The following is a 16,994-nucleotide window of genomic DNA, read 5'->3' on the forward strand; positions in this document are numbered from 1 at the left end:
TTCCGGGGCCGACCGTATCGACCCCGGTTCGCTACCCCGTGCGACTCTCGGCCGCGCGCCAGGCGGGTCGGCTGCCGTTGGTGATCCAGCGCAGCAGCCACTCCGCTGGTCCATACCGATACCGGCGCAACCAGGCTGCGCTGACCGCCAATTGGGCCGCGAACACCAGCAGTGCCACCGCGAGCGTGGCCAGTGGGGACAGGCTGCCCGCCGCGCCGAGCCCGACGCCGGTGAACAGGAGCAGCCCGATCAGTGACTGGCCGAGGTAGTTGGTCAGCGCGATCCGTCCGGCCGGAGCGAGCGCCGTGCGGAGCCAGGCGGTGCGTGGGCTGTGCATCATGCGCAGCAGCGTCGCGACGTACGCGGCGGCGAGTAGCGGTGCGGTGGCGACGCTCACCGCGACGGGTAGCGCGGTGCCGGTGCCGCCGCCCAGCGTGTAGAGCACGCTGCCTGCCAGCCCCACCGGGAAACCGATCCACTGGACGCGCCGCAGGATCGGTTCGTCACCGCGCACCTGTGCCAGCAGTTTCCGGCGGCCCGCGATCATGCCGAGCAGGAACATCGCGAGCGCGGTCGGTCCCTGCAGGGTGACTGCCTGCAGGACGAGCAGCGGCAGTCCGGCGAGGTGCTCGCCGACGATGGCACCCCACCCGCCGAGCAGCGCCTCGGTGGCCTGTCTGCCGTTGGCTTGTGCCTCGGCGGCCGAGGGCAGCATGGCCGAGGTGTCCAGGAGCAGGCCGCTCAGCAGCAGGCTCGCCAGGACGAAGGCGTACATCGCGGCGACCACCCGCAGCGCGGTGCGGTCGGTGACCCCGCGCATCCAGAACAGGACGAGGCAGGCCAGTGCGTACGTGGTGAGAACGTCACCGCCGTAGAGGAACACGATGTGCAGCACGCCGAGCACGAACAGGCCGGCGATGCGGCGCAGCATGCGCGGTTCGAAGGCGGCGCCGGCTCGGGCCGCCGCGCTCATCTGCAGGGTGAAGCTGTAGCCGAACAGGAATGAGAACAGCAGGTAGAACTTCATGTCGACGAAGACCGACGAGAGCGCGCGGACCAGGTCGTCGAGCGGCGCGGCGTAGGCGGGGTCGGTCGCCAGGTTGCCCGGGTATCCGGAGGACATGAAGGTGATGTTGACGATGAAGATCCCCAGCAGCGCGAATCCGCGCAGGGCGTCTACGTCGTAGATGCGGGCACGCGGGGCGGCCAGCTGATCGGTCATGGTTTTCGGCTTCCGTCGATCGGGCGGCGAGTAAGTATGTGGCAAATACTATATGACAGATACTAATTCGAACACCGCTAGACCACGATCGGCTTCATCTCAGCTGAATGGCTTGCGTCGCAACAGGTCCGCGCCGAACGGCGACGCCTGGAAACCACTTTGCCCCCGGCCTTGGTAGGCCGGGGGCAAAGTGTTCGTCTCAACCACGAGTCGGGGTGACAGGATTTGAACCTGCGACCTCTTCGTCCCGAACGAAGCGCGCTACCAAGCTGCGCCACACCCCGTGAATCGAACCTGGACTACCTTACAACAAGGTCGGTGTAGACGTTAAACCCCCAGTTCAGAGGGGGTTAATACGGCACGATTCAGCGGCGGGGCGGTCAGTTGTCGTGTGGGCGAATGCTGGTGAAGATGCGCTTGGCGGTCTCGGCGTCCAGCGCGCCGGGTACGCCGGTGTCGGCGGCGATCACCATGACGAAGCTGCCGTTCTCGGTGGGGAAGGCGGCGGTGTAGACCGAGTACGCGGTCGCGCAGCCGGGCTTGGCCTGGGTGACGGTGCCCTTGGTCTCCACGAACATGCCGTGCTGCGTCCCGTCGAGCGAGTCGATCGGGACGGGCGGGGACGGGTGCGCGTCGGCGGAGGCGGTGTAGGCGAGCTTGGCCGTTCTGGTGCCGAGTTCGGTTGCGGCGGCGCCGGAATCGGGGTCCTTCGAACCGGTGAGGAACGACGCGGTGCGGGTCGAGCCGGGGCAGTAGCCCTTGCCGTCGCTGGCGTAGCCCTTGCCCGCCACCGCGTTCGGCGGCTCACCGAACCCGCCGATGGCGGTCTCCGGTGCGATCGTCCAGCCTGCGGGCACGTCATAGGCCGCGCCGCGGTCGGGGGCGACCACCACCTGGTAACCGGGGATCACGGGCGGCTCGTTGCGGCCGTTCGCCGGTGTGGGCGCCGTGCTGGACTTCGACGGGGTCGGGGAGGTCTCCGCGCTGGTGGTCAGCGCGCTGACCATGGACGGAGAGTTGCGTTGCGAATCGGAGTTGTCCGATCCGCGCTTCGCGAGCGTCACCGCGGTCACCGCGCCCGCCGCGACCAGCAGCACGACCAGTCCGACCAGCAGTATCGCCTTCCCGCGCCCGCTGGGCGGCGGACCGCCCGCACCGTGGCCGGGTGGTTGCTGCCGCGGCGGTCCGCCGAACCCGCTCTGTGGCGCGTACGCACCCGCTACCGGCTGTCCGTACTGCGGCGGGGCATAGGCGGGTGGCGATGGCGCAGGCTGCCATTGGAGGGCGGGGTCGGGCTGGCCTAGTCGAGTGGCGTTGGGGTAGCCGAGCATGGTCGGTGCCGCCTCGCTCGGCGCCTGCTGACTCGGCTCCGGGGTGCCCAGGCTCGGCTGCCACAGGCCGACGGGTTCACCGAAATCGCGGGACTGCTGGTGTGCCAACAGGGTTGGGTCGGCTTGTCCCGGTGTTGCGGTCGGCGGCTGCCACTGGGCGGGCTGGGCTTGTCCGCCGGAAAGTGGTTGTGCCAATAGTGTCGGGTCGGCTTGTCCCGGTGTTGCGGTCGGCGGCTGCCACTGTGCGGGTTGCGCTTGTCCGCCGGAAAGTGGTTGTGCCAACAGGGTCGGGTCTGCCTGCCCTGGCGTTGCGGTCGACGGCTGCCATTGCGCGTGCCCGCCGGATACGGGCTGTGCCAACTGAGTTGGGTCGGCGCGACCGGATCCCGCTGCGGGGGCTTGCCATTGCGGCGTCGGCGGTGCCTGGCCGATCCCACCGGGCTGCCATTGCGCGTTGGGCGCCGCACTGCCGCTGGGCTGCCGGTGGGCGTTGGCGTCGGGGGTCGAGCCGCTCGGCTGCCACTGGGCGTTGGCCGCGGGCGAGCCGCCTGCCTGCCACTGCTGGGCCGGTTGCCCTTGCCCGCTGTGGCCTGGCTGCCATTGATAGTCCGGTGTTTGACCCTGCTGCCACTGCACGGTGGGGTCAGGAGTGGACGACCCGCTCGAGCCCGCCGCACCCTGCTGCCACTGGGCCGCCGGGTCGGCAGGCGGCCATTGCACCTGTTCGTGGAAGCCGGAATCCCGCTTCCACGGCCGCGCGGGCGCCTGCCGCTCGGCCTCGTCCTGCGCGCCTGCCTGGTCGAATTGATCGGCGCCGGATGGCTGTTGCTGATTTGGGTGGGCCGCACCGGGTCGGCCCAGAACCGTCGGGTCGTTGCGCCGGTCGTCGAATCCACTCACAGTTGTCCCCTGCCTGACACACGTCTCGGCACGCGACCTTAGCGGGCGACGGCCTCCGATGTGGACACGCCCTGGCCGGTGTCGGCCGACGGCCGCTTCGGTGGCGCGGCGACCAGCGTCAACAGGGTGGCCTCGGGGCGGCAGCAGAAACGGTACGGCGCCCACGGCGAGGTGCCGACGCCCGCGGAGACGTGCAGCTGGGTGTGCTCGCCCCACTTGGACGCGCCCTTCACCCGGGACCGGTCGATACCGCAGTTGGTGACGAGCGCGCCGTAGCCGGGCAGGCACAGCTGACCGCCGTGCGTGTGTCCGGCCATGACCAGGTCGTAGCCGTCCTCGGCGAAGCGGTCGAGCACGCGCGGCTCGGGCGAGTGGGTCAGGCCGATGCGCAAGTCGGCCAACGGGTTCGGGGCACCCGCGATGGTGTCGTAGCGGTCGCGGTGCAGATGCGGGTCGTCGACGCCCGCGGTGGCGATCCGGATGCCTGCGACCTCGAGGTCGCGGCGGATGTGCGTCAGATCGAGCCAGCCGCGCTCGGTGAAGGCCGCGCGCAGGTCTTTCCACGGCAGCGGGGCGCCGTAGACGCGCCGGTGATCCTTCTTGAAGTACTTCATCGGGTTCTTCGGCACCGGCGCGAAGTAGTCGTTGCTCCCGAAAACGAAAAGCCCCGGGCGGGAAAGCAATCCGCCGAGGGCCTGGACTACCGCGGGTACCGACTTCTGGTGCGAGAGGTTGTCGCCGGTGTTGATGACCAGGTCCGGCTCCAGCCGGTCCAGTTCCCGCAGCCACTGCTGCTTGCGCTGCTGACCGGGGGTCATGTGCAGATCGCTGATGTGGAGCACCCGCAGCGACGACGACCCCGGCGCGAGGACCGGCATCGTGGCCTCCCGCAGAACGAAGGCGTTGCGTTCGACCAGCGAGGCATAGCCGATTCCGGCCACGGCCGCCCCGGCGGCTCCCAACGCGGTCGTGCGGACAGCAGAGGTCGAGATTACGGGCATTTGCCCAGCATAGGTGACCCCGTTGTGGAACGCCGAGTGTGTTTACGCACAAGCGCTTGCGCATGCCCCGGAAAACAGCGTCGGTATTCGCCGCAGCAGCGCAAATGTGGTGGGCGGGTTGCGAAGGACCAGCTACCGTGAGCCTCATGTCGGAACTCAAAGCGCAACTGCGGACGGACATGACCGCCGCGATGAAAGCCAAGGACACGCTGCGCCTCGCCACGCTGCGGATGCTGCTCGCCGCCATCCAGACGGCCGAGACAGCGGGCACCGAGGCGCGCGAACTCTCCGATGCCGAGGTGGTCGCCGTGCTGCAGAAAGAGGCGAAGAAGCGCAGCGAGTCGGCCGAGATCTACACCCAGAACGGTCGCGGTGAGCTGGCCGCCAACGAGCACGCCGAGGCGCGGATCATCGACGAGTACCTGCCCACCCAGCTGAACGAGGCGGAGGTGGCCGATGTCGTCGACACCGCGATCGCGCAGGTCGCCGAGGAGCTCGGCGAGCGCCCTGGCATGCGGCAGATGGGCCAGGTCATGAAGGTCGCCACCGCACTGGCGGAGGGCAAGGCCGACGGCTCCCGGCTGTCCGCGGCCGTGAAGGCTCGGCTGTAAGCCCCTCTCGAGTCCCACGCAAAGGGGCCGCGAACCTTATGGTTCGCGGCCCCTTTTCTCAGCGTGGGATGGGGATGGGGATCGGGATGGGCGGCAACAGCGGCGGCGGTGGCAGCCCGGGGATCCCCGGTGGCCCCGGCGCCGGACCGGGCGGCGGTGCGGCGCGTTGGGTGCCGTCACTGATGTAGAGGGTGATCACCGAACCGGGGATCGCCGAACCGTTCGGTGCGGTCCCCATCACGGTGCCCTTGGCCTGCGCGCCCGGGCCGGTCACCGGCGTCACCTGGAAGCCCGCGCCGACCAGCGCCGCGGTCGCCTGCCCCTGGGTCATCCCGACCACGTCGGGCACCTGTGCGTTGTTCGAGCCGCGGACGTACTTGTCGTCCAGCGGCGGCAACGCGGGCGCCGGGAACCGGTCGAGGATCGGCTTGACGGAGTTGAACCAGGTCCGGGCGGGTTCGTTACCGCCGAACAGGTTTCCGTCGCCGCAGTTGCGCAGCGGGAACGAGCAGATCTCGCCGGGGGTCGGGCTGTCGCCGTAGACGTAGGTGGCCGAGGCCAGCGAGTTGGTGAAGCCGACGAAGGCCGACGAGCGGTGGCTCTCGGTGGTTCCGGTCTTGCCCGACATCGGCGCGTTCCAGCCGACGGACTTGGCGGCGCCCGCCGCGGTGCCGCTGATGTCGTCCTTGCTCATCGCGTTGGCCAGGGTGTTGGCCAGGCCGGGCTCCACCACCTGCTCGCAGGCCTGCTGGGTGAGCGGCACCTGCTTGCCCTGCCGGTCGACGACCTCCTTGATCGGATTCGGCGGGCACCACTTGCCGCCGGAGGCGATCGTCGCGGCGACGTTCGACAGTTCCAGCGGGTTGATCGCGACCGGGCCGAGGGTGAACGAACCGAGGTTCTGTTCCTTGATCATGTCGGCGAGGCTCTGGTTGCCGTGGCCCGAGCTGCCCGGCTCGGTGTAGGAGCGCATGCCGAGCCGGACCGCCATGTCGACGGTCGGCGTGACGCCGACGGCCTGAATGAGCTTGACGAACGCGGTGTTCGGCGAGGTCGCCAGCGCCTCGGTCACCGACATCGGTGACTTGTACTTGCCCGCGTTCTCGACGCAGTAGGTGGCGGGCGGGCAGCCGCGGGCGCCACCGTTACCCATGCCCCTGGCCTCGAACCGACTCGGCACGTCGAGCTGGGCGTTGATGCCGAGACCCTTCTCCATGGCCGCGGCGGTGGTGAACAACTTGAAGATCGAGCCCGCGCCGTCGCCGACCATCGAGTACGGCTGTGGCTGCACGGTCTCGTTGGCGTCGCGGTTCAGGCCGTAGGTGCGGCTGCTCGCCATCGCGATCAGCGGGTGCGAGTCCTGGCCCGGCGCGACGACCGACATCACCTGCGCGATGTTGTCGAGGTTCGGGTTGGCCGCGTCGGTCACCGCCCGCTTCACCGAGTCCTGCACGACCGGGTCCAGCGTCGTCTTGATCAGGTAGCCGCCCTTGTCGATCTGCTCCCTGCTGATGCCCGCGTTGGCCAGGTACTGGATGGCGTAGTCGCAGAAGAAGCCGCGGTCGTGGGCGGCGATGCAGCCACGCGGCAGGCCCTTCGGCTCCGGCAGTACGCCCAGCGGCATGGTCTTGGCTTCGCGGAATTCGTCGGCGCGGCTGGGGATGTTCTGGATCATCGTGTCCAGCACCGTGTTGCGGCGGGCGAGCACGCCCTCGGAATTGGTGTAGGGGTTCAGCTTGGACGAGCTCTGCACCATGCCCGCGAGCATCGCCGACTGCGGCACGTTCAGCTCGGAGGCGTCGACGCCGAAGTAGGTCTGCGCCGCGTCCTGGATGCCGTAGGAGGAGTTACCGAACGGCACCAGGTTCAGGTACCTGGTGAGGATCTCGTCCTTGGTCAGCTCGCGGTCCAGGGTGAGCGCCATCCGGATCTCCCGGATCTTGCGCGCGGGCGTTGTCTCGATGGCGGCGCGGCGCTCGGCGTCGGTCTTGGCAACGACGAGCAGCTGGAAGTTCTTCACGTACTGCTGGTCGAGCGTGGACGCGCCCTGCTGGACCTCACCGCTCGAGGTGTTGGTCAGGAACGCGCGCAACGTGCCCTGCCAGTCGACACCCTCGTGCTCGGCGAAGCGCCGGTCCTCGATGGAGACGATCGCCAGCTTCATGTTGTTGGAGATCTTGTCGCTGGGGACTTCGAAGCGGCGTTGCTCGTACAGCCAGGCGATCGGTGCTCCACTCGCGTCGACCATGGTCGAGACGGCGGGGACCGTGCCCTCGACCAGTTCCGAGGACACGTTGTCGACGGCGTCGGCGGCTCGGTTCGAGACGAATCCGAAGCCACCGGCGAGCGGGAACAGCAACCCGGCGACGAGCACGGCGGCCAGCGCGCAGCTGCCGGCCAGCCTCGCTAGCGTTTGTGTGATCGGCACGATCCCCAGCCTACGGGGTGGGGTCCGAGCGTTCTTCCGTGCGTTTACCGGAAGGCGATTCGTGCGGACGATTGGGCGTGTCGCGGCTGCGAGTCTGGCGTGTCGCGGGACGGCGCGCCGCGAATGTGCCGGACCCGCCGCCGCTCCCGGCATTTTGCAGGGACGGACGTACCAAAAATTCCGAGGGCGGTCTTGCGCTAGGCCCATACCTTTACCTAGATTGAGAACCCAGTGTGATAGAGCTAACACTCAAAGTGGAATGTGGTGCAGTTCGCAGCGGGGTTTGGGTTGCTGCGACGCTGACACGCGATTCTGGAGCGCCGTTGACCCGGTGTTCGGACTGCAAAGGGGCACACCAAATGCACATGACAACCCCCATCGCTCGATTGGACGTGGAGCAGGCCGAAGCAAGGATCGCCTGGGTAGCCCAGGCCCGATGCAAGGAAGTGGATCCCGATCAGTTGTTCGTTCGCGGCGCTGCGCAGCGCAAAGCCGCGACGATCTGCAGGCACTGCCCGGTGCTGATGCAGTGTGGTGCCGACGCACTCGACAATCGAGTGGAGTTCGGCGTGTGGGGCGGTATGACCGAGCGGCAGCGTCGCGCGCTCCTCAAGCAGCATCCCGAGGTCACCTCGTGGGCGGATTTCTTCCAGGCCCAACGCCAGCATCAGGTGGCCATGTAGCCCCGACCGACATTCGGAACTGAGCCTGCGAAAGCGGGCTCAGTTCCGTTTGGGGGCAAATACTTCCGTTTGGACCAATAGCCGATGCGTCTATGTATCAAGCAGATGCTCGGTGGCCGGTGAGCTGATCACCGACCGCGCGCAGTGCCGCCAGATCCGACACTTCGAACGGCAGTGCGGTCACCGCGACGATCGGTACCCGAGGATGCGCGCCGGTAAACCGGTGCAGCAGATGCTGTTCGCGCTTGTCGGTGGCGACCCGGCGCGCGTGGATACGCAAGACGGACGCGGTGAGCGGATCGGTGTCGGCGAGCTGCTCGGCCGCCGTCAGCGCGTGGTCCGCCGAGAGCGCGCTGAGCGCCGGATGCGTGCGGTTGAGCACCAGCCCGGCCAGCGGCATCCGCTCGGTCGAGAGCCGGTCGACGAAGAACGACGCCTCGCGTAACGCGTCCGGCTCGGCGGCGGCGACCACCAGGAAGTGCGTGCCGGGCTTGGACAGCATCGCGTAGGTGCGGTCCGCCCGATCCTGGAAGCCGCCGAACAACGAGTCCAGCGATTGCAGAAAGTTTGACGCGTCCTTGAGCATCTGGCCGCCGACGATGGTGGACACCCCGCGCACCGCCAGGCTCATCGCGCCGGTCACCAGCCGGGTGACGCCCCGGCCCGGCGCCATGATCACCCGGATCATCCTGCCGTTCAAGAAGTTTCCGAGCCGCTTCGGCGCGTCGAGGAAGTCCAGCGCGTTGCGCGACGGGGGAGTGTCGACCACGATCAGGTCCCACTCCTTGCGCCCGGCCAGCTGGCCGAGCTTCTCCATCGCCATGTACTCCTGCGTGCCGCCGAACGAGGAGGCGACCGTTTGATAGAAGGGGTTGGCGAAGATCTGTTCGGCCTTGTCCGGACTGGTGTGCTCGAGCACCATGTCGTCGAAGGTGCGCCGCATGTTCAGCATCATCGCGTGCAGTTCGCCCTTGGCCTCCGGGCCGAGCGGCACCCGCTGCGGGGTGTTGCCGAGGTCGGCGACGCCGAGTGACTGGGCCAGCCTGCGGGCCGGATCGATGGTGAGAACCACCACTTTGCGACCCTGCTCGGCCGCGCGCAAGGCGATCGCGGCCGCGGTGGTCGTCTTGCCGACGCCGCCGGAGCCGCAGCAGACGATCACCCGCGCCGTGCGGTCGTCGATGATGTCCGAAACATCCAGTGGCGCGGCCACAGTCGGCGTGGTCATGGCTATCGGACCCCTTGCTCGCTGAGGTGTTCGGCTAGTTCGTACAGGCCACCCAGATCCATGCCGTCGGGCAGGGCGGGCAGGTACAGGCGGGACACATCGACCTTTGCGAGGTCGGCTGCGCTGTCGTCCTGTGCCTGCAAAGTGGCTGCGTGCTCGACGGTTTCGGTGATCAAGCCCTGGAAGTCGTTGTCGGACAGGGTGATCCCCGCCGAGGCTAGTCCGGCCCGGACGGCGTCGGTATCGACGTGTCCCTGCGCCGCCTTGGCGCGCAGCTCGATGGGCAGCTGGCCCTCGGCGGCGCGGTTCACGATCACCGTGCCGATGCGCAGATCGGCCGCCTTCAACTCCGCGATCGCGTCGGCCGTCTCCTGCACCGGCAGCGCCTCGAGCAGGGTGACCAGATGGATCATCGTCTGATCGGAGTGCAGCAGCTTCGAGACACCCTCGGCCTGCGAGGCGATCGGCCCGCCCTTGGCCACCTCCAGCATGGCCTGGGTGACGTCGAGGAAGCTGGCGATCCGGCCGGTCGGCGGGGCGTCCACCACGATCTCGTCGTAGACCCGCTTGCCCGCCTTGTCCACCCGGACCGCGGTCTCCTTGATCTTGCCGGTCAGGATGACGTCACGCAGACCGGGCGCGATGGTGGTGACGAACTCGATGGCGCCCATCCGGCGCATCGCCCGGCCCGCGAAGCCCAGGTTGTAGAACATGTCCAGGTACTCGAGGAACGCATGCTCGATGTCGAGCGCGAGCGCGACCACCTCGCCGCCACCGTCCGCGGTGGCGATCCTGGTCTCGGTCGGCGGCAGCGGCGGCAGATCGAACAGCTGCGCAATCGACTGTCTGCTCTCCACCTCCACCAACAACACCCGGCGGCCACCCGCGGCCAACGCCAAGGCGAGCGCCGCGGCCACCGTGGACTTGCCCGTGCCGCCCTTCCCGGAGACATAGTGCAGACGCGCCTTCTCGGCACGCTTCGGCCACCCTGTTTCCAGTCCCGGCTCCGCCGAAACAGGCACTGCTGTTGGTACTCCCACGCTCGCGAGCCTATAACTCGTTCTGAGATCGCGCCCGAGGGATCCGCCTAGTGCCTGGTCCAGGGCGTGTATCTGTACCAGACAGCGGATGATTGCGCGTTGAGCAACGAACCGTATTCCCTCTGCCCAGCCGCCGAATCCGCGACCGAACCCAGCGGTAAACCTTCGTTTCCGAGCGAAGCGAGACCGAGCATCATCGTTCGCGGCCCGTCTCGCGTCCGAGTGGCCGAAGCGCACGCGCCGCAGGCGCAAGTCTCGGCCACTCGGACGCGAGACACCCGGGGGCCGCGAACACGCGGCGCCGCAGGCGCCGCCAATTAGACACAGCTACGCTCACTCGCATGAGTGAAGCGAGCTTGTGGGAGTACGCGACCGTGCCGTTGTTGACGCACGCGACCAAGCAGATTCTCGATCAGTGGGGCGCGGACGGTTGGGAGCTGGTGACCGTGCTGCCCGGGCCGACCGGTGAGCAGCACGTCGCCTATCTCAAGCGCCCGAAGTAAAGGAGAAGGGGATGACCGCAGTGACCGAATGGGAGACCAACCTCACCCGCCTCGGCCTGACCCTGCCTCCGGTGGCCGCGCCCGTGGCCGCCTACATTCCGGCGATCCGGACCGGTTCGCTGGTCTACACCTCCGGCCAGCTGCCGTTCGTGGACGGCGAGCTGTCCGCGGTCGGCAAGGTCGGCGCGGAGGTGACCACCGAGCAGGCGAAGGAAGCCGCGCGGCTGTGCGCGCTCAACGCGCTGGCGGCGGTGCACAGCCTGGTCGGCCTGGACGCGGTGGTGCGCATCGTGAAGGTGGTCGGATTCGTCGCCTCCGCACCCGGTTACAACGACCAGCCGATCGTGATCAACGGCGCGTCGGAGTTCCTGGCCGAGGTGTTCGGTGACGCGGGCGTGCACGCGCGTTCCGCGGTCGGCGTCTCCGAGCTGCCCAAGAACACCCCGGTCGAGGTAGAACTCATCGCCGAGGTGCGGTAACAACTGAAAAGTCCCGGACTGGGATTCGATCGACTGGGGTACATCGATGACGCTGACTCATCCCGCGTACGGACAACTACGGCAGGTCACCCCGACGGCAGCGGTGCTGCTGGCGGACAACCCCGGCCAGATGACGCTGGACGGCACCAACACCTGGATCCTGCGGGCACCGGGGCGGTCGGATTGTGTGGTGGTCGATCCCGGTCCGAAGGACAAGGCGCACAGCGCCAGAATCGCCGAGGTCACCGGCGGAGAAATCGCACTCACGTTGATCACGCACCGGCACCACGATCACACCGGCGGCATCGATCGCCTGGTGAAACTGACCGGAACCCCCGTGCGCGCCAAGGACACCGGCTTTCTGCGCGGCTCGGACGCGCCGCTGGTCGACGGTGAGGTGATCGAGGCCGCCGGCCTGCGCCTCACCGTCGTGGCGACACCGGGCCATACCGGGGATTCGACGAGTTTCCTGCTCGACGACGCGGTGCTGACCGGTGACACGATTCTGGGCAGCGGCACCACGGTGCTCGATTCGAGCGACGGCACGCTGGCCGATTATCTGGCCTCGCTGGACCGGCTGGTCGAGATCGGGGCGGGGAAGGCGCTGTTGCCCGCGCACGGTCCGGACCATCCCGATCTGGCGCCGGTCGCCCGGTACTACATCACGCACCGGCAGGAACGCCTGGATCAGGTGCGCGAGGCGTTGCGGGTGCTCGGCCCGAAGGCGAGCGCGATGGACGTGGTGCGGCGCGTCTACGCCGATGTCGACAAACGGCTCTGGCTGGCCGCCCGCAGCTCGGTGCAGGCGCAGCTGGAGTACCTACGCGCCCACGGCTGAGCAGTCCTACCCGACCGAAGGCTGAGCGCACGACCAGGGCTAAGCGCACGACAAACACGCTGGGCTCCAGGAGCTCTGAACCCAGCGTGTTGTCCGGTCTCGCGTCAGCGCGCGCGGCGCGCCAGTCGCTCCGAGTCGGAGATGAGCACGCTCTTGCCCTCCAGCCGCAGCCAACCGCGGTGCGCGAAGTCGGCGAGCGCCTTGTTCACGGTTTCGCGGGAGGCGCCGACCAGCTGGGCGATCTCCTCCTGGGTGAGGTCGTGGGTGACCCGCAGCGCGCCGGCCTCCTGGGTGCCGAACCGCTGTGCGAGCTGCAGCAGCGCCTTGGCGACCCGGCCGGGGACGTCGGTGAAGATCAGGTCGGCCAGGTTGTTGTTGGTCCGACGCAGGCGACGCGCGAGCACGCGGAGCAGCTGCTCGGCGATCTCGGGCCGCTGATCGATCCAGGACTTCAGCGCGTCGCGATCCATGGTGACGGCGCGGACCTCGGTCACCGTGGTGGCGGTGGAGGTGCGCGGGCCCGGATCGAAGATCGACAGCTCGCCGAACATGTCCGACGGGCCCATGATGGTCAGCAGGTTCTCCCGGCCGTCCGGTGATCTGCGGCCGATCTTCACCTTGCCCGAGGTGATGATGTAGAGCCGGTCTCCCGGCTCACCCTCGTTGAAGATGACGTGGCCGCGCGGAAAATCCACCGGCTGCAATTGCTTGGCGAGGGCGGCCACCGCAGTGGGCTCGACGCCCTGGAAGATGCCTGCTCTGGCGAGGGCCTCGTCCACTTATGTGCTCCTTATGGGAAATGGCTCCGTACTGGACCGAAAGCGACTCGGCCAACAGCGCAGTCTACGCGGCATGATGACAGCGTAGTGACAGACACCACGTAACGAGTGGATTGCGTGGCGCAGCGAAGAACCGTACCAGTGTTTGTCGGCGGCGTTCGCAGGTCCCTGCCTGGTCAACCGAACTGCCGCCGCCGGGCCCGTCGCGGCTCGGCGGATGTGCGCGGTTCCTCGCCTTGCCGAGCGCTAACTGGCCCGGGCCACATCCAGCTCTTCGCCGCGCGCACGGCGCTTGCGCATCCGTGCCACGGCCGCCGGCAGGCCGAGCCTCGTCAGCTCTTTCACTTCTGCGTTGCTTGCTTTGTCCAGGTACTGCTGAACCTCTTCGTCGGGTTCGAGAAGTTTGCGGAGCCGGTTCTCGACCCGCTCCATACCCAGTGCGAACAGCATCAACAGCACTGGGAAGAGCACCACAGCGAGTCCTTGCATACGGAGGAGTAAACACGGTCTAGGTCTCAGATGGAACACGGCAACCGAACTGGACGGGCAACGTTGGCCGACGGTTCCGTATGGTGGACAGGTGCGTGTCACCCCCTCCACAGCCGCCGAAAACGGGCGTGCGTCCGCCCCCGAGGCGACCGATGCGCAACCCGCCGCGGTCGCCGCTCCGAAACGGAAATCCCGCGCGCGACAGGCGGAAACCCAGCTCGGACTTGTGCGCCGGGCGCGCCGGATGAATCGCACACTGGCCGCCGCCTTCCCGGATGCGCATTGTGAGCTGGACTTCACCACGCCGCTCGAATTGGCGGTCGCGACAATACTTTCCGCGCAGTCCACGGATGTGCGGGTGAATCTCACCACGCCCGCCCTGTTCGCCAAGTACCCCGACGCGCGCGCCTATGCCGAGGCCAACCGGGCCGAGCTGGAGGAATACATCCGCTCGACCGGTTTCTTTCGCAACAAGGCCAACTCGCTGATCGGCCTCGGTCAGGCGCTGCTGGAGCGCCATGATGGTGAATTGCCTCACACCATGGACGAACTCGTGCAATTGCCCGGGATCGGGCGCAAGACCGCCAACGTGATTCTCGGCAACGCGTTCGGTGTGCCCGGCATCACCGTCGACACCCATTTCGGCAGGCTGGTCCGGCGTTGGCAATGGACCGACGAGGAAGACCCGGTGAAGGTCGAGCACATCATCGGCGAGCTCATCGAGCGCAAAGACTGGACGATGCTGTCGCACCGGGTGATCTTCCACGGCCGCCGGGTGTGCCATGCCCGCAAGCCGGCCTGCGGTGTGTGCGTGCTGGCCAAGGACTGCCCCTCGTTCGGGACCGGCCCCACCGACCCGGACACCGCCGCCGAGCTGGTCAAGGGCCCGGAGAAGGAGCACCTGCTCGAGCTGGTGGGCCGGTGAGACGATTCCCGGTCGCCTGGCGATGGGCGCTGGCCGGATTGATCGCGGTGGTCGCGCTGGCGGTCGCGCTGTGGCCGCGAGGCCGTGAGGCCGACACCGCGGCGGAGAACGGGCAACAGGCCCGCGCCGGGGTATCCGAGCAGCAACGTCTCGCCGCGAACCTCGCGGCCTGCCCGCGGCCCGCCGCGGGCGCCACCGGTTCCGGCCCACTGGCCGGCCTCACCGTCGGCTGCCTGGCCGACGGCGGGAGCGTCGAGCTGGCCGCCGCGCTCGCGGGTAAGCCTGCGCTGCTGAATCTCTGGGCATACTGGTGCGGACCGTGTGCGCAAGAATTGCCGTATTTGCAGCAGTTCGCCCAACGTGCCGGAAACGCGATTACCGTGCTGACCGTGCACAGCGACCCTGATGAGGCCAAGGCGATTTCACGATTGACCGGATTGAGCGTGGAACTTCCTGGTGTCCTCGACGCCGACGCGCGCGTGCGCACCGCGGTCGGCGCTCCCGCGGTGCTGCCCATCTCAGTGCTGCTGCGCGCGGACGGTTCCGTCGCGCAGGTCGTGGTGCGCGCGTTCAGCGGGGTGGACGACATCAGCGAAACCGTCGCGCGGGAACTGGGAGTCGCCGCATGAGCATCCCGGTGCCAGAAGACATTCCGAAGTGGCTGAGCAAAGCCACCGAGCCCGCGGCGGATACCTCGGACACGTTGACTCTCGCGCGCACCCTGCGCCGCGCCATGTCGCTCACCTCGACCCCGCGGCAGGCGGCGGTCCTGGTGTTGTTCGGCGGCTCGCCCGAGGCCGATCCGGCCGCGCCCGGTGGGCTGCCCGCCGACGCTGAGGTGTTGCTCACCCAGCGCGCCGCCACCATGCGCCAGCATCGCGGCCAGGTTGCGTTCCCGGGTGGCGCGGTGGATCCCGGTGACACCGGACCGATCGACACCGCGCTGCGCGAAGCCTGCGAAGAGACCGGACTCGAACGTTCCGGCGTGGAACCCCTTGCGGTGCTGCCGAAGTTGTTCGTGCCGCCGTCACGTTTCGACGTGACGCCGGTGGTGGCCTACTGGCGGACCCCCAGCGAGGTCGGCGTGGTCGACGAGAGCGAGACCGAACGGGTGGTGCGAGTGCCGTTGTCCGCGTTGCTCGATCCGGCGAACCGTTTCCTGGTGCGCGGCAGCCTCGGCTATCAGAGCCCCGCCTTCCAGGTGGACGGCATGCTGGTCTGGGGTCTCACCGGCGGCATCCTGGCGGGCATCTTCAAAGCCGCAGGCTGGGAACGTGATTGGGACCACAAGGACGTTCGTGATCTAGAGACCGCCCTCGCCGACGTGGGCATGGCGTTATGACCTCCTCGGCCTGGCTCGATATCGCGGTGGTGCTGCTCGCGCTGCTGGCCGCCTCCTCGGGGTGGCGGCAGGGCGCGGTCGCGTCCGCCCTCGCCTTTCTCGGCGTGGTGCTCGGCGCGGTCGCAGGCATTCTCATCGCGCCGCACATCCTGATCCATGTCGACGAGGGCCGCACTCGGGTGCTCACCGGCGTGCTGCTGATCGTGGTGCTGGTGATCATCGGTGAGGTCGCGGGCATGGTGCTCGGGCGCGCCGCGCGCAGCGGGATGCGGCATCCGTTCACCCGCAGCGTGGACAGCGTGGTCGGCGCCGGGCTGCAGGCGGTGGCCGTGCTGGTCACCGCGTGGCTGCTCGCGCTGCCGTTGGCTACCTCGTCGCAGCCGTCGATCGCCACCGCCATCAACGGCTCGCGGGTGCTCACCGACGTCAACGAGGTCGCGCCGAACTGGCTGCGCCGCCTGCCCAACGAGTTCTCCAAACTGCTGAACACCTCCGGCCTGCCGGACGTGATCGGCCCCTTCGGCCGCGCCCCGATCGCCGCCGTAGAAGCGCCGGACCCGAGCGTGCTGTCCAGCCCGGTCGCCGCCGCGCTGCAGCAGAGCGTGCTGCGCATCCGTGGCGTCGCGCCGAGCTGCCAGCGGGCACTGGAAGGGTCGGGTTTCGTGATCGCTCCCGAGCGGATCATGACCAACGCCCACGTGGTCGCAGGCACTACCAGCGTGGTGGTGGACACGGTGCGCGGCCCGCTGGACGCGAACGTGGTGCTGTTCGATCCGTCCAAGGACGTCGCGGTGCTCGCGGTGCCCGGGCTCACCGCGCCGGTGGTGCCGCAGGCACCCGCGGCCGCACGGCCCGGCGACAGTGCCATCGTGCTCGGCTACCCCGGCGGTGGCCCGTACACGGCGAGCGCGGCCCGCATCCGTGAGACGTTGGACCTCACCGGCCCCACGATCTACCGGGACGGCACCGTCGAACGTGAGGTCTACACCGTGCGCGGCCGCGTCCGCGCGGGCAACTCCGGTGGACCGCTGGTGGACACGCAGGGCGAGGTGCTCGGTGTCGTCTTCGGTGCCGCCGTGACCGACGACGACACGGGCTACGTGCTCACGCTGGCCGAGGTCCGCGCCCAACTCGACGCCGCGACCGGGTCGAACATCCCGGTGGGCACCGGTGCCTGCGTACTGAGCTGAGAAAG

The 16,994-nt window shown here is 68.5% G+C and carries 17 protein-coding genes and 1 tRNA gene; 9 read left to right on the top strand and 9 right to left on the bottom strand.

The features are described 5' to 3' along the window. Positions 1-31: 31 nt before the first annotated feature. The 4 genes from ACIHA7_RS27255 to ACIHA7_RS27270 form a co-directional block, all read right to left on the bottom strand. Positions 32-1,222, bottom strand: a complete 1,191-nt coding sequence (locus ACIHA7_RS27255; RefSeq protein WP_397293760.1) for a DUF418 domain-containing protein — start codon at positions 1,220-1,222, stop codon at positions 32-34. 210 nt (positions 1,223-1,432) lie between these two features. Beyond that, positions 1,433-1,506: transfer RNA gene (locus tag ACIHA7_RS27260), tRNA-Pro, on the bottom strand. Positions 1,507-1,602: 96 nt separating this feature from the next. Continuing rightward, a complete protein-coding gene (locus ACIHA7_RS27265) occupies positions 1,603-3,453 on the bottom strand; it encodes a hypothetical protein (protein WP_397293761.1) in 1,851 nt (616 codons plus the stop codon). A gap of 38 nt (positions 3,454-3,491) precedes the next feature. Beyond that, positions 3,492-4,454 (bottom strand): metallophosphoesterase, encoded by a 963-nt coding sequence (locus tag ACIHA7_RS27270; protein WP_135234433.1) that lies wholly within the window; start codon positions 4,452-4,454, stop codon positions 3,492-3,494. Between the two features lie 146 nt (positions 4,455-4,600). Between ACIHA7_RS27270 and ACIHA7_RS27275 the strand changes: the two genes are divergently transcribed. After that, positions 4,601-5,065, top strand: coding sequence for a GatB/YqeY domain-containing protein (locus tag ACIHA7_RS27275; protein WP_397293762.1), 465 nt, complete (start codon positions 4,601-4,603; stop codon positions 5,063-5,065). 58 nt (positions 5,066-5,123) lie between these two features. Here ACIHA7_RS27275 and ACIHA7_RS27280 read toward each other — a convergent pair whose 3' ends face one another. Then, complete coding sequence (locus tag ACIHA7_RS27280) at positions 5,124-7,493, bottom strand: penicillin-binding protein (RefSeq protein ID WP_397293763.1); 2,370 nt, start codon at positions 7,491-7,493, stop codon at positions 5,124-5,126. A 359-nt stretch (positions 7,494-7,852) separates the two neighbouring features. On the opposite strand from ACIHA7_RS27280, the gene ACIHA7_RS27285 reads away from it, so the two are divergent. Next, complete coding sequence (locus tag ACIHA7_RS27285; protein ID WP_014981178.1) at positions 7,853-8,176, top strand: WhiB family transcriptional regulator; 324 nt, start codon at positions 7,853-7,855, stop codon at positions 8,174-8,176. Between the two features lie 97 nt (positions 8,177-8,273). Here the strand turns inward: ACIHA7_RS27285 and ACIHA7_RS27290 are convergent, their stop codons facing one another. Together ACIHA7_RS27290 and ACIHA7_RS27295 are read right to left on the bottom strand one after the other, a co-directional pair. Next, entirely contained in the window at positions 8,274-9,404 is a 1,131-nt protein-coding gene (locus tag ACIHA7_RS27290; RefSeq protein WP_397293764.1) for an ArsA family ATPase, read from the bottom strand. A 2-nt stretch (positions 9,405-9,406) separates the two neighbouring features. Beyond that, on the bottom strand, positions 9,407-10,426 hold the full coding sequence (locus ACIHA7_RS27295; protein WP_397293875.1) for an ArsA-related P-loop ATPase: 1,020 nt from the start codon (positions 10,424-10,426) through the stop codon (positions 9,407-9,409). Between the two features lie 359 nt (positions 10,427-10,785). On the opposite strand from ACIHA7_RS27295, the gene ACIHA7_RS27300 reads away from it, so the two are divergent. Genes ACIHA7_RS27300 through ACIHA7_RS27310 form a run of 3 tightly spaced genes read left to right on the top strand, consistent with a single transcriptional unit; the run spans position 10,786 to position 12,264 of the window. Beyond that, the gene (locus ACIHA7_RS27300) at positions 10,786-10,947 is read left to right on the top strand and encodes a DUF4177 domain-containing protein (RefSeq protein ID WP_014981181.1); all 162 of its coding nucleotides are present in this window, start codon (positions 10,786-10,788) and stop codon (positions 10,945-10,947) included. Between the two features lie 11 nt (positions 10,948-10,958). Further along, entirely contained in the window at positions 10,959-11,426 is a 468-nt protein-coding gene (locus ACIHA7_RS27305; protein ID WP_397293765.1) for a RidA family protein, read from the top strand. A 46-nt stretch (positions 11,427-11,472) separates the two neighbouring features. Then, positions 11,473-12,264 (top strand): MBL fold metallo-hydrolase, encoded by a 792-nt coding sequence (locus ACIHA7_RS27310; RefSeq protein ID WP_397293766.1) that lies wholly within the window; start codon positions 11,473-11,475, stop codon positions 12,262-12,264. Positions 12,265-12,368: 104 nt separating this feature from the next. Here the strand turns inward: ACIHA7_RS27310 and ACIHA7_RS27315 are convergent, their stop codons facing one another. After that, positions 12,369-13,043 (bottom strand): Crp/Fnr family transcriptional regulator, encoded by a 675-nt coding sequence (locus ACIHA7_RS27315; RefSeq protein WP_011206875.1) that lies wholly within the window; start codon positions 13,041-13,043, stop codon positions 12,369-12,371. Between the two features lie 246 nt (positions 13,044-13,289). Continuing rightward, the gene (locus tag ACIHA7_RS27320; protein WP_014981184.1) at positions 13,290-13,517 is read right to left on the bottom strand and encodes a hypothetical protein; all 228 of its coding nucleotides are present in this window, start codon (positions 13,515-13,517) and stop codon (positions 13,290-13,292) included. A 241-nt stretch (positions 13,518-13,758) separates the two neighbouring features. On the opposite strand from ACIHA7_RS27320, the gene nth reads away from it, so the two are divergent. Genes nth through ACIHA7_RS27340 form a run of 4 tightly spaced genes read left to right on the top strand, consistent with a single transcriptional unit; the run spans position 13,759 to position 16,989 of the window. Beyond that, positions 13,759-14,457 (top strand): endonuclease III, encoded by a 699-nt coding sequence (gene nth, locus ACIHA7_RS27325; RefSeq protein WP_397293876.1) that lies wholly within the window; start codon positions 13,759-13,761, stop codon positions 14,455-14,457. Further along, complete coding sequence (locus ACIHA7_RS27330) at positions 14,454-15,086, top strand: TlpA family protein disulfide reductase (RefSeq protein WP_397293767.1); 633 nt, start codon at positions 14,454-14,456, stop codon at positions 15,084-15,086. Before nth ends, ACIHA7_RS27330 begins: the two co-directional genes overlap by 4 nt. After that, complete coding sequence (locus ACIHA7_RS27335; RefSeq protein ID WP_397293768.1) at positions 15,083-15,799, top strand: NUDIX hydrolase; 717 nt, start codon at positions 15,083-15,085, stop codon at positions 15,797-15,799. The genes ACIHA7_RS27330 and ACIHA7_RS27335 overlap by 4 nt, the downstream gene beginning before the upstream one ends. Further along, entirely contained in the window at positions 15,796-16,989 is a 1,194-nt protein-coding gene (locus ACIHA7_RS27340; RefSeq protein ID WP_397293769.1) for a MarP family serine protease, read from the top strand. Before ACIHA7_RS27335 ends, ACIHA7_RS27340 begins: the two co-directional genes overlap by 4 nt. Positions 16,990-16,994 lie beyond the last annotated feature (5 nt).

Source organism: Nocardia sp. NPDC052316 (assembly GCF_044547795.1).
Lineage (GTDB): Bacteria > Actinomycetota > Actinomycetes > Mycobacteriales > Mycobacteriaceae > Nocardia.

Excerpts from the sequence above, each read along its gene's own strand:
- ACIHA7_RS27300 (WP_014981181.1), top strand. The coding sequence starts at position 10,786 with ATGAGTGAAGCGAGCTTGTGGGAGTACGCGACCGTGCCGTTGTTGACG.
- ACIHA7_RS27255 (WP_397293760.1), bottom strand. The coding sequence starts at position 1,222 with ATGACCGATCAGCTGGCCGCCCCGCGTGCCCGCATCTACGACGTAGAC.
- ACIHA7_RS27310 (WP_397293766.1), top strand. The coding sequence starts at position 11,473 with ATGACGCTGACTCATCCCGCGTACGGACAACTACGGCAGGTCACCCCG.
- ACIHA7_RS27270 (WP_135234433.1), bottom strand. The coding sequence starts at position 4,454 with ATGCCCGTAATCTCGACCTCTGCTGTCCGCACGACCGCGTTGGGAGCC.
- ACIHA7_RS27275 (WP_397293762.1), top strand. The coding sequence starts at position 4,601 with ATGTCGGAACTCAAAGCGCAACTGCGGACGGACATGACCGCCGCGATG.
- ACIHA7_RS27285 (WP_014981178.1), top strand. The coding sequence starts at position 7,853 with ATGCACATGACAACCCCCATCGCTCGATTGGACGTGGAGCAGGCCGAA.
- ACIHA7_RS27290 (WP_397293764.1), bottom strand. The coding sequence starts at position 9,404 with ATGACCACGCCGACTGTGGCCGCGCCACTGGATGTTTCGGACATCATC.
- ACIHA7_RS27340 (WP_397293769.1), top strand. The coding sequence starts at position 15,796 with ATGACCTCCTCGGCCTGGCTCGATATCGCGGTGGTGCTGCTCGCGCTG.
- ACIHA7_RS27305 (WP_397293765.1), top strand. The coding sequence starts at position 10,959 with ATGACCGCAGTGACCGAATGGGAGACCAACCTCACCCGCCTCGGCCTG.
- ACIHA7_RS27335 (WP_397293768.1), top strand. The coding sequence starts at position 15,083 with ATGAGCATCCCGGTGCCAGAAGACATTCCGAAGTGGCTGAGCAAAGCC.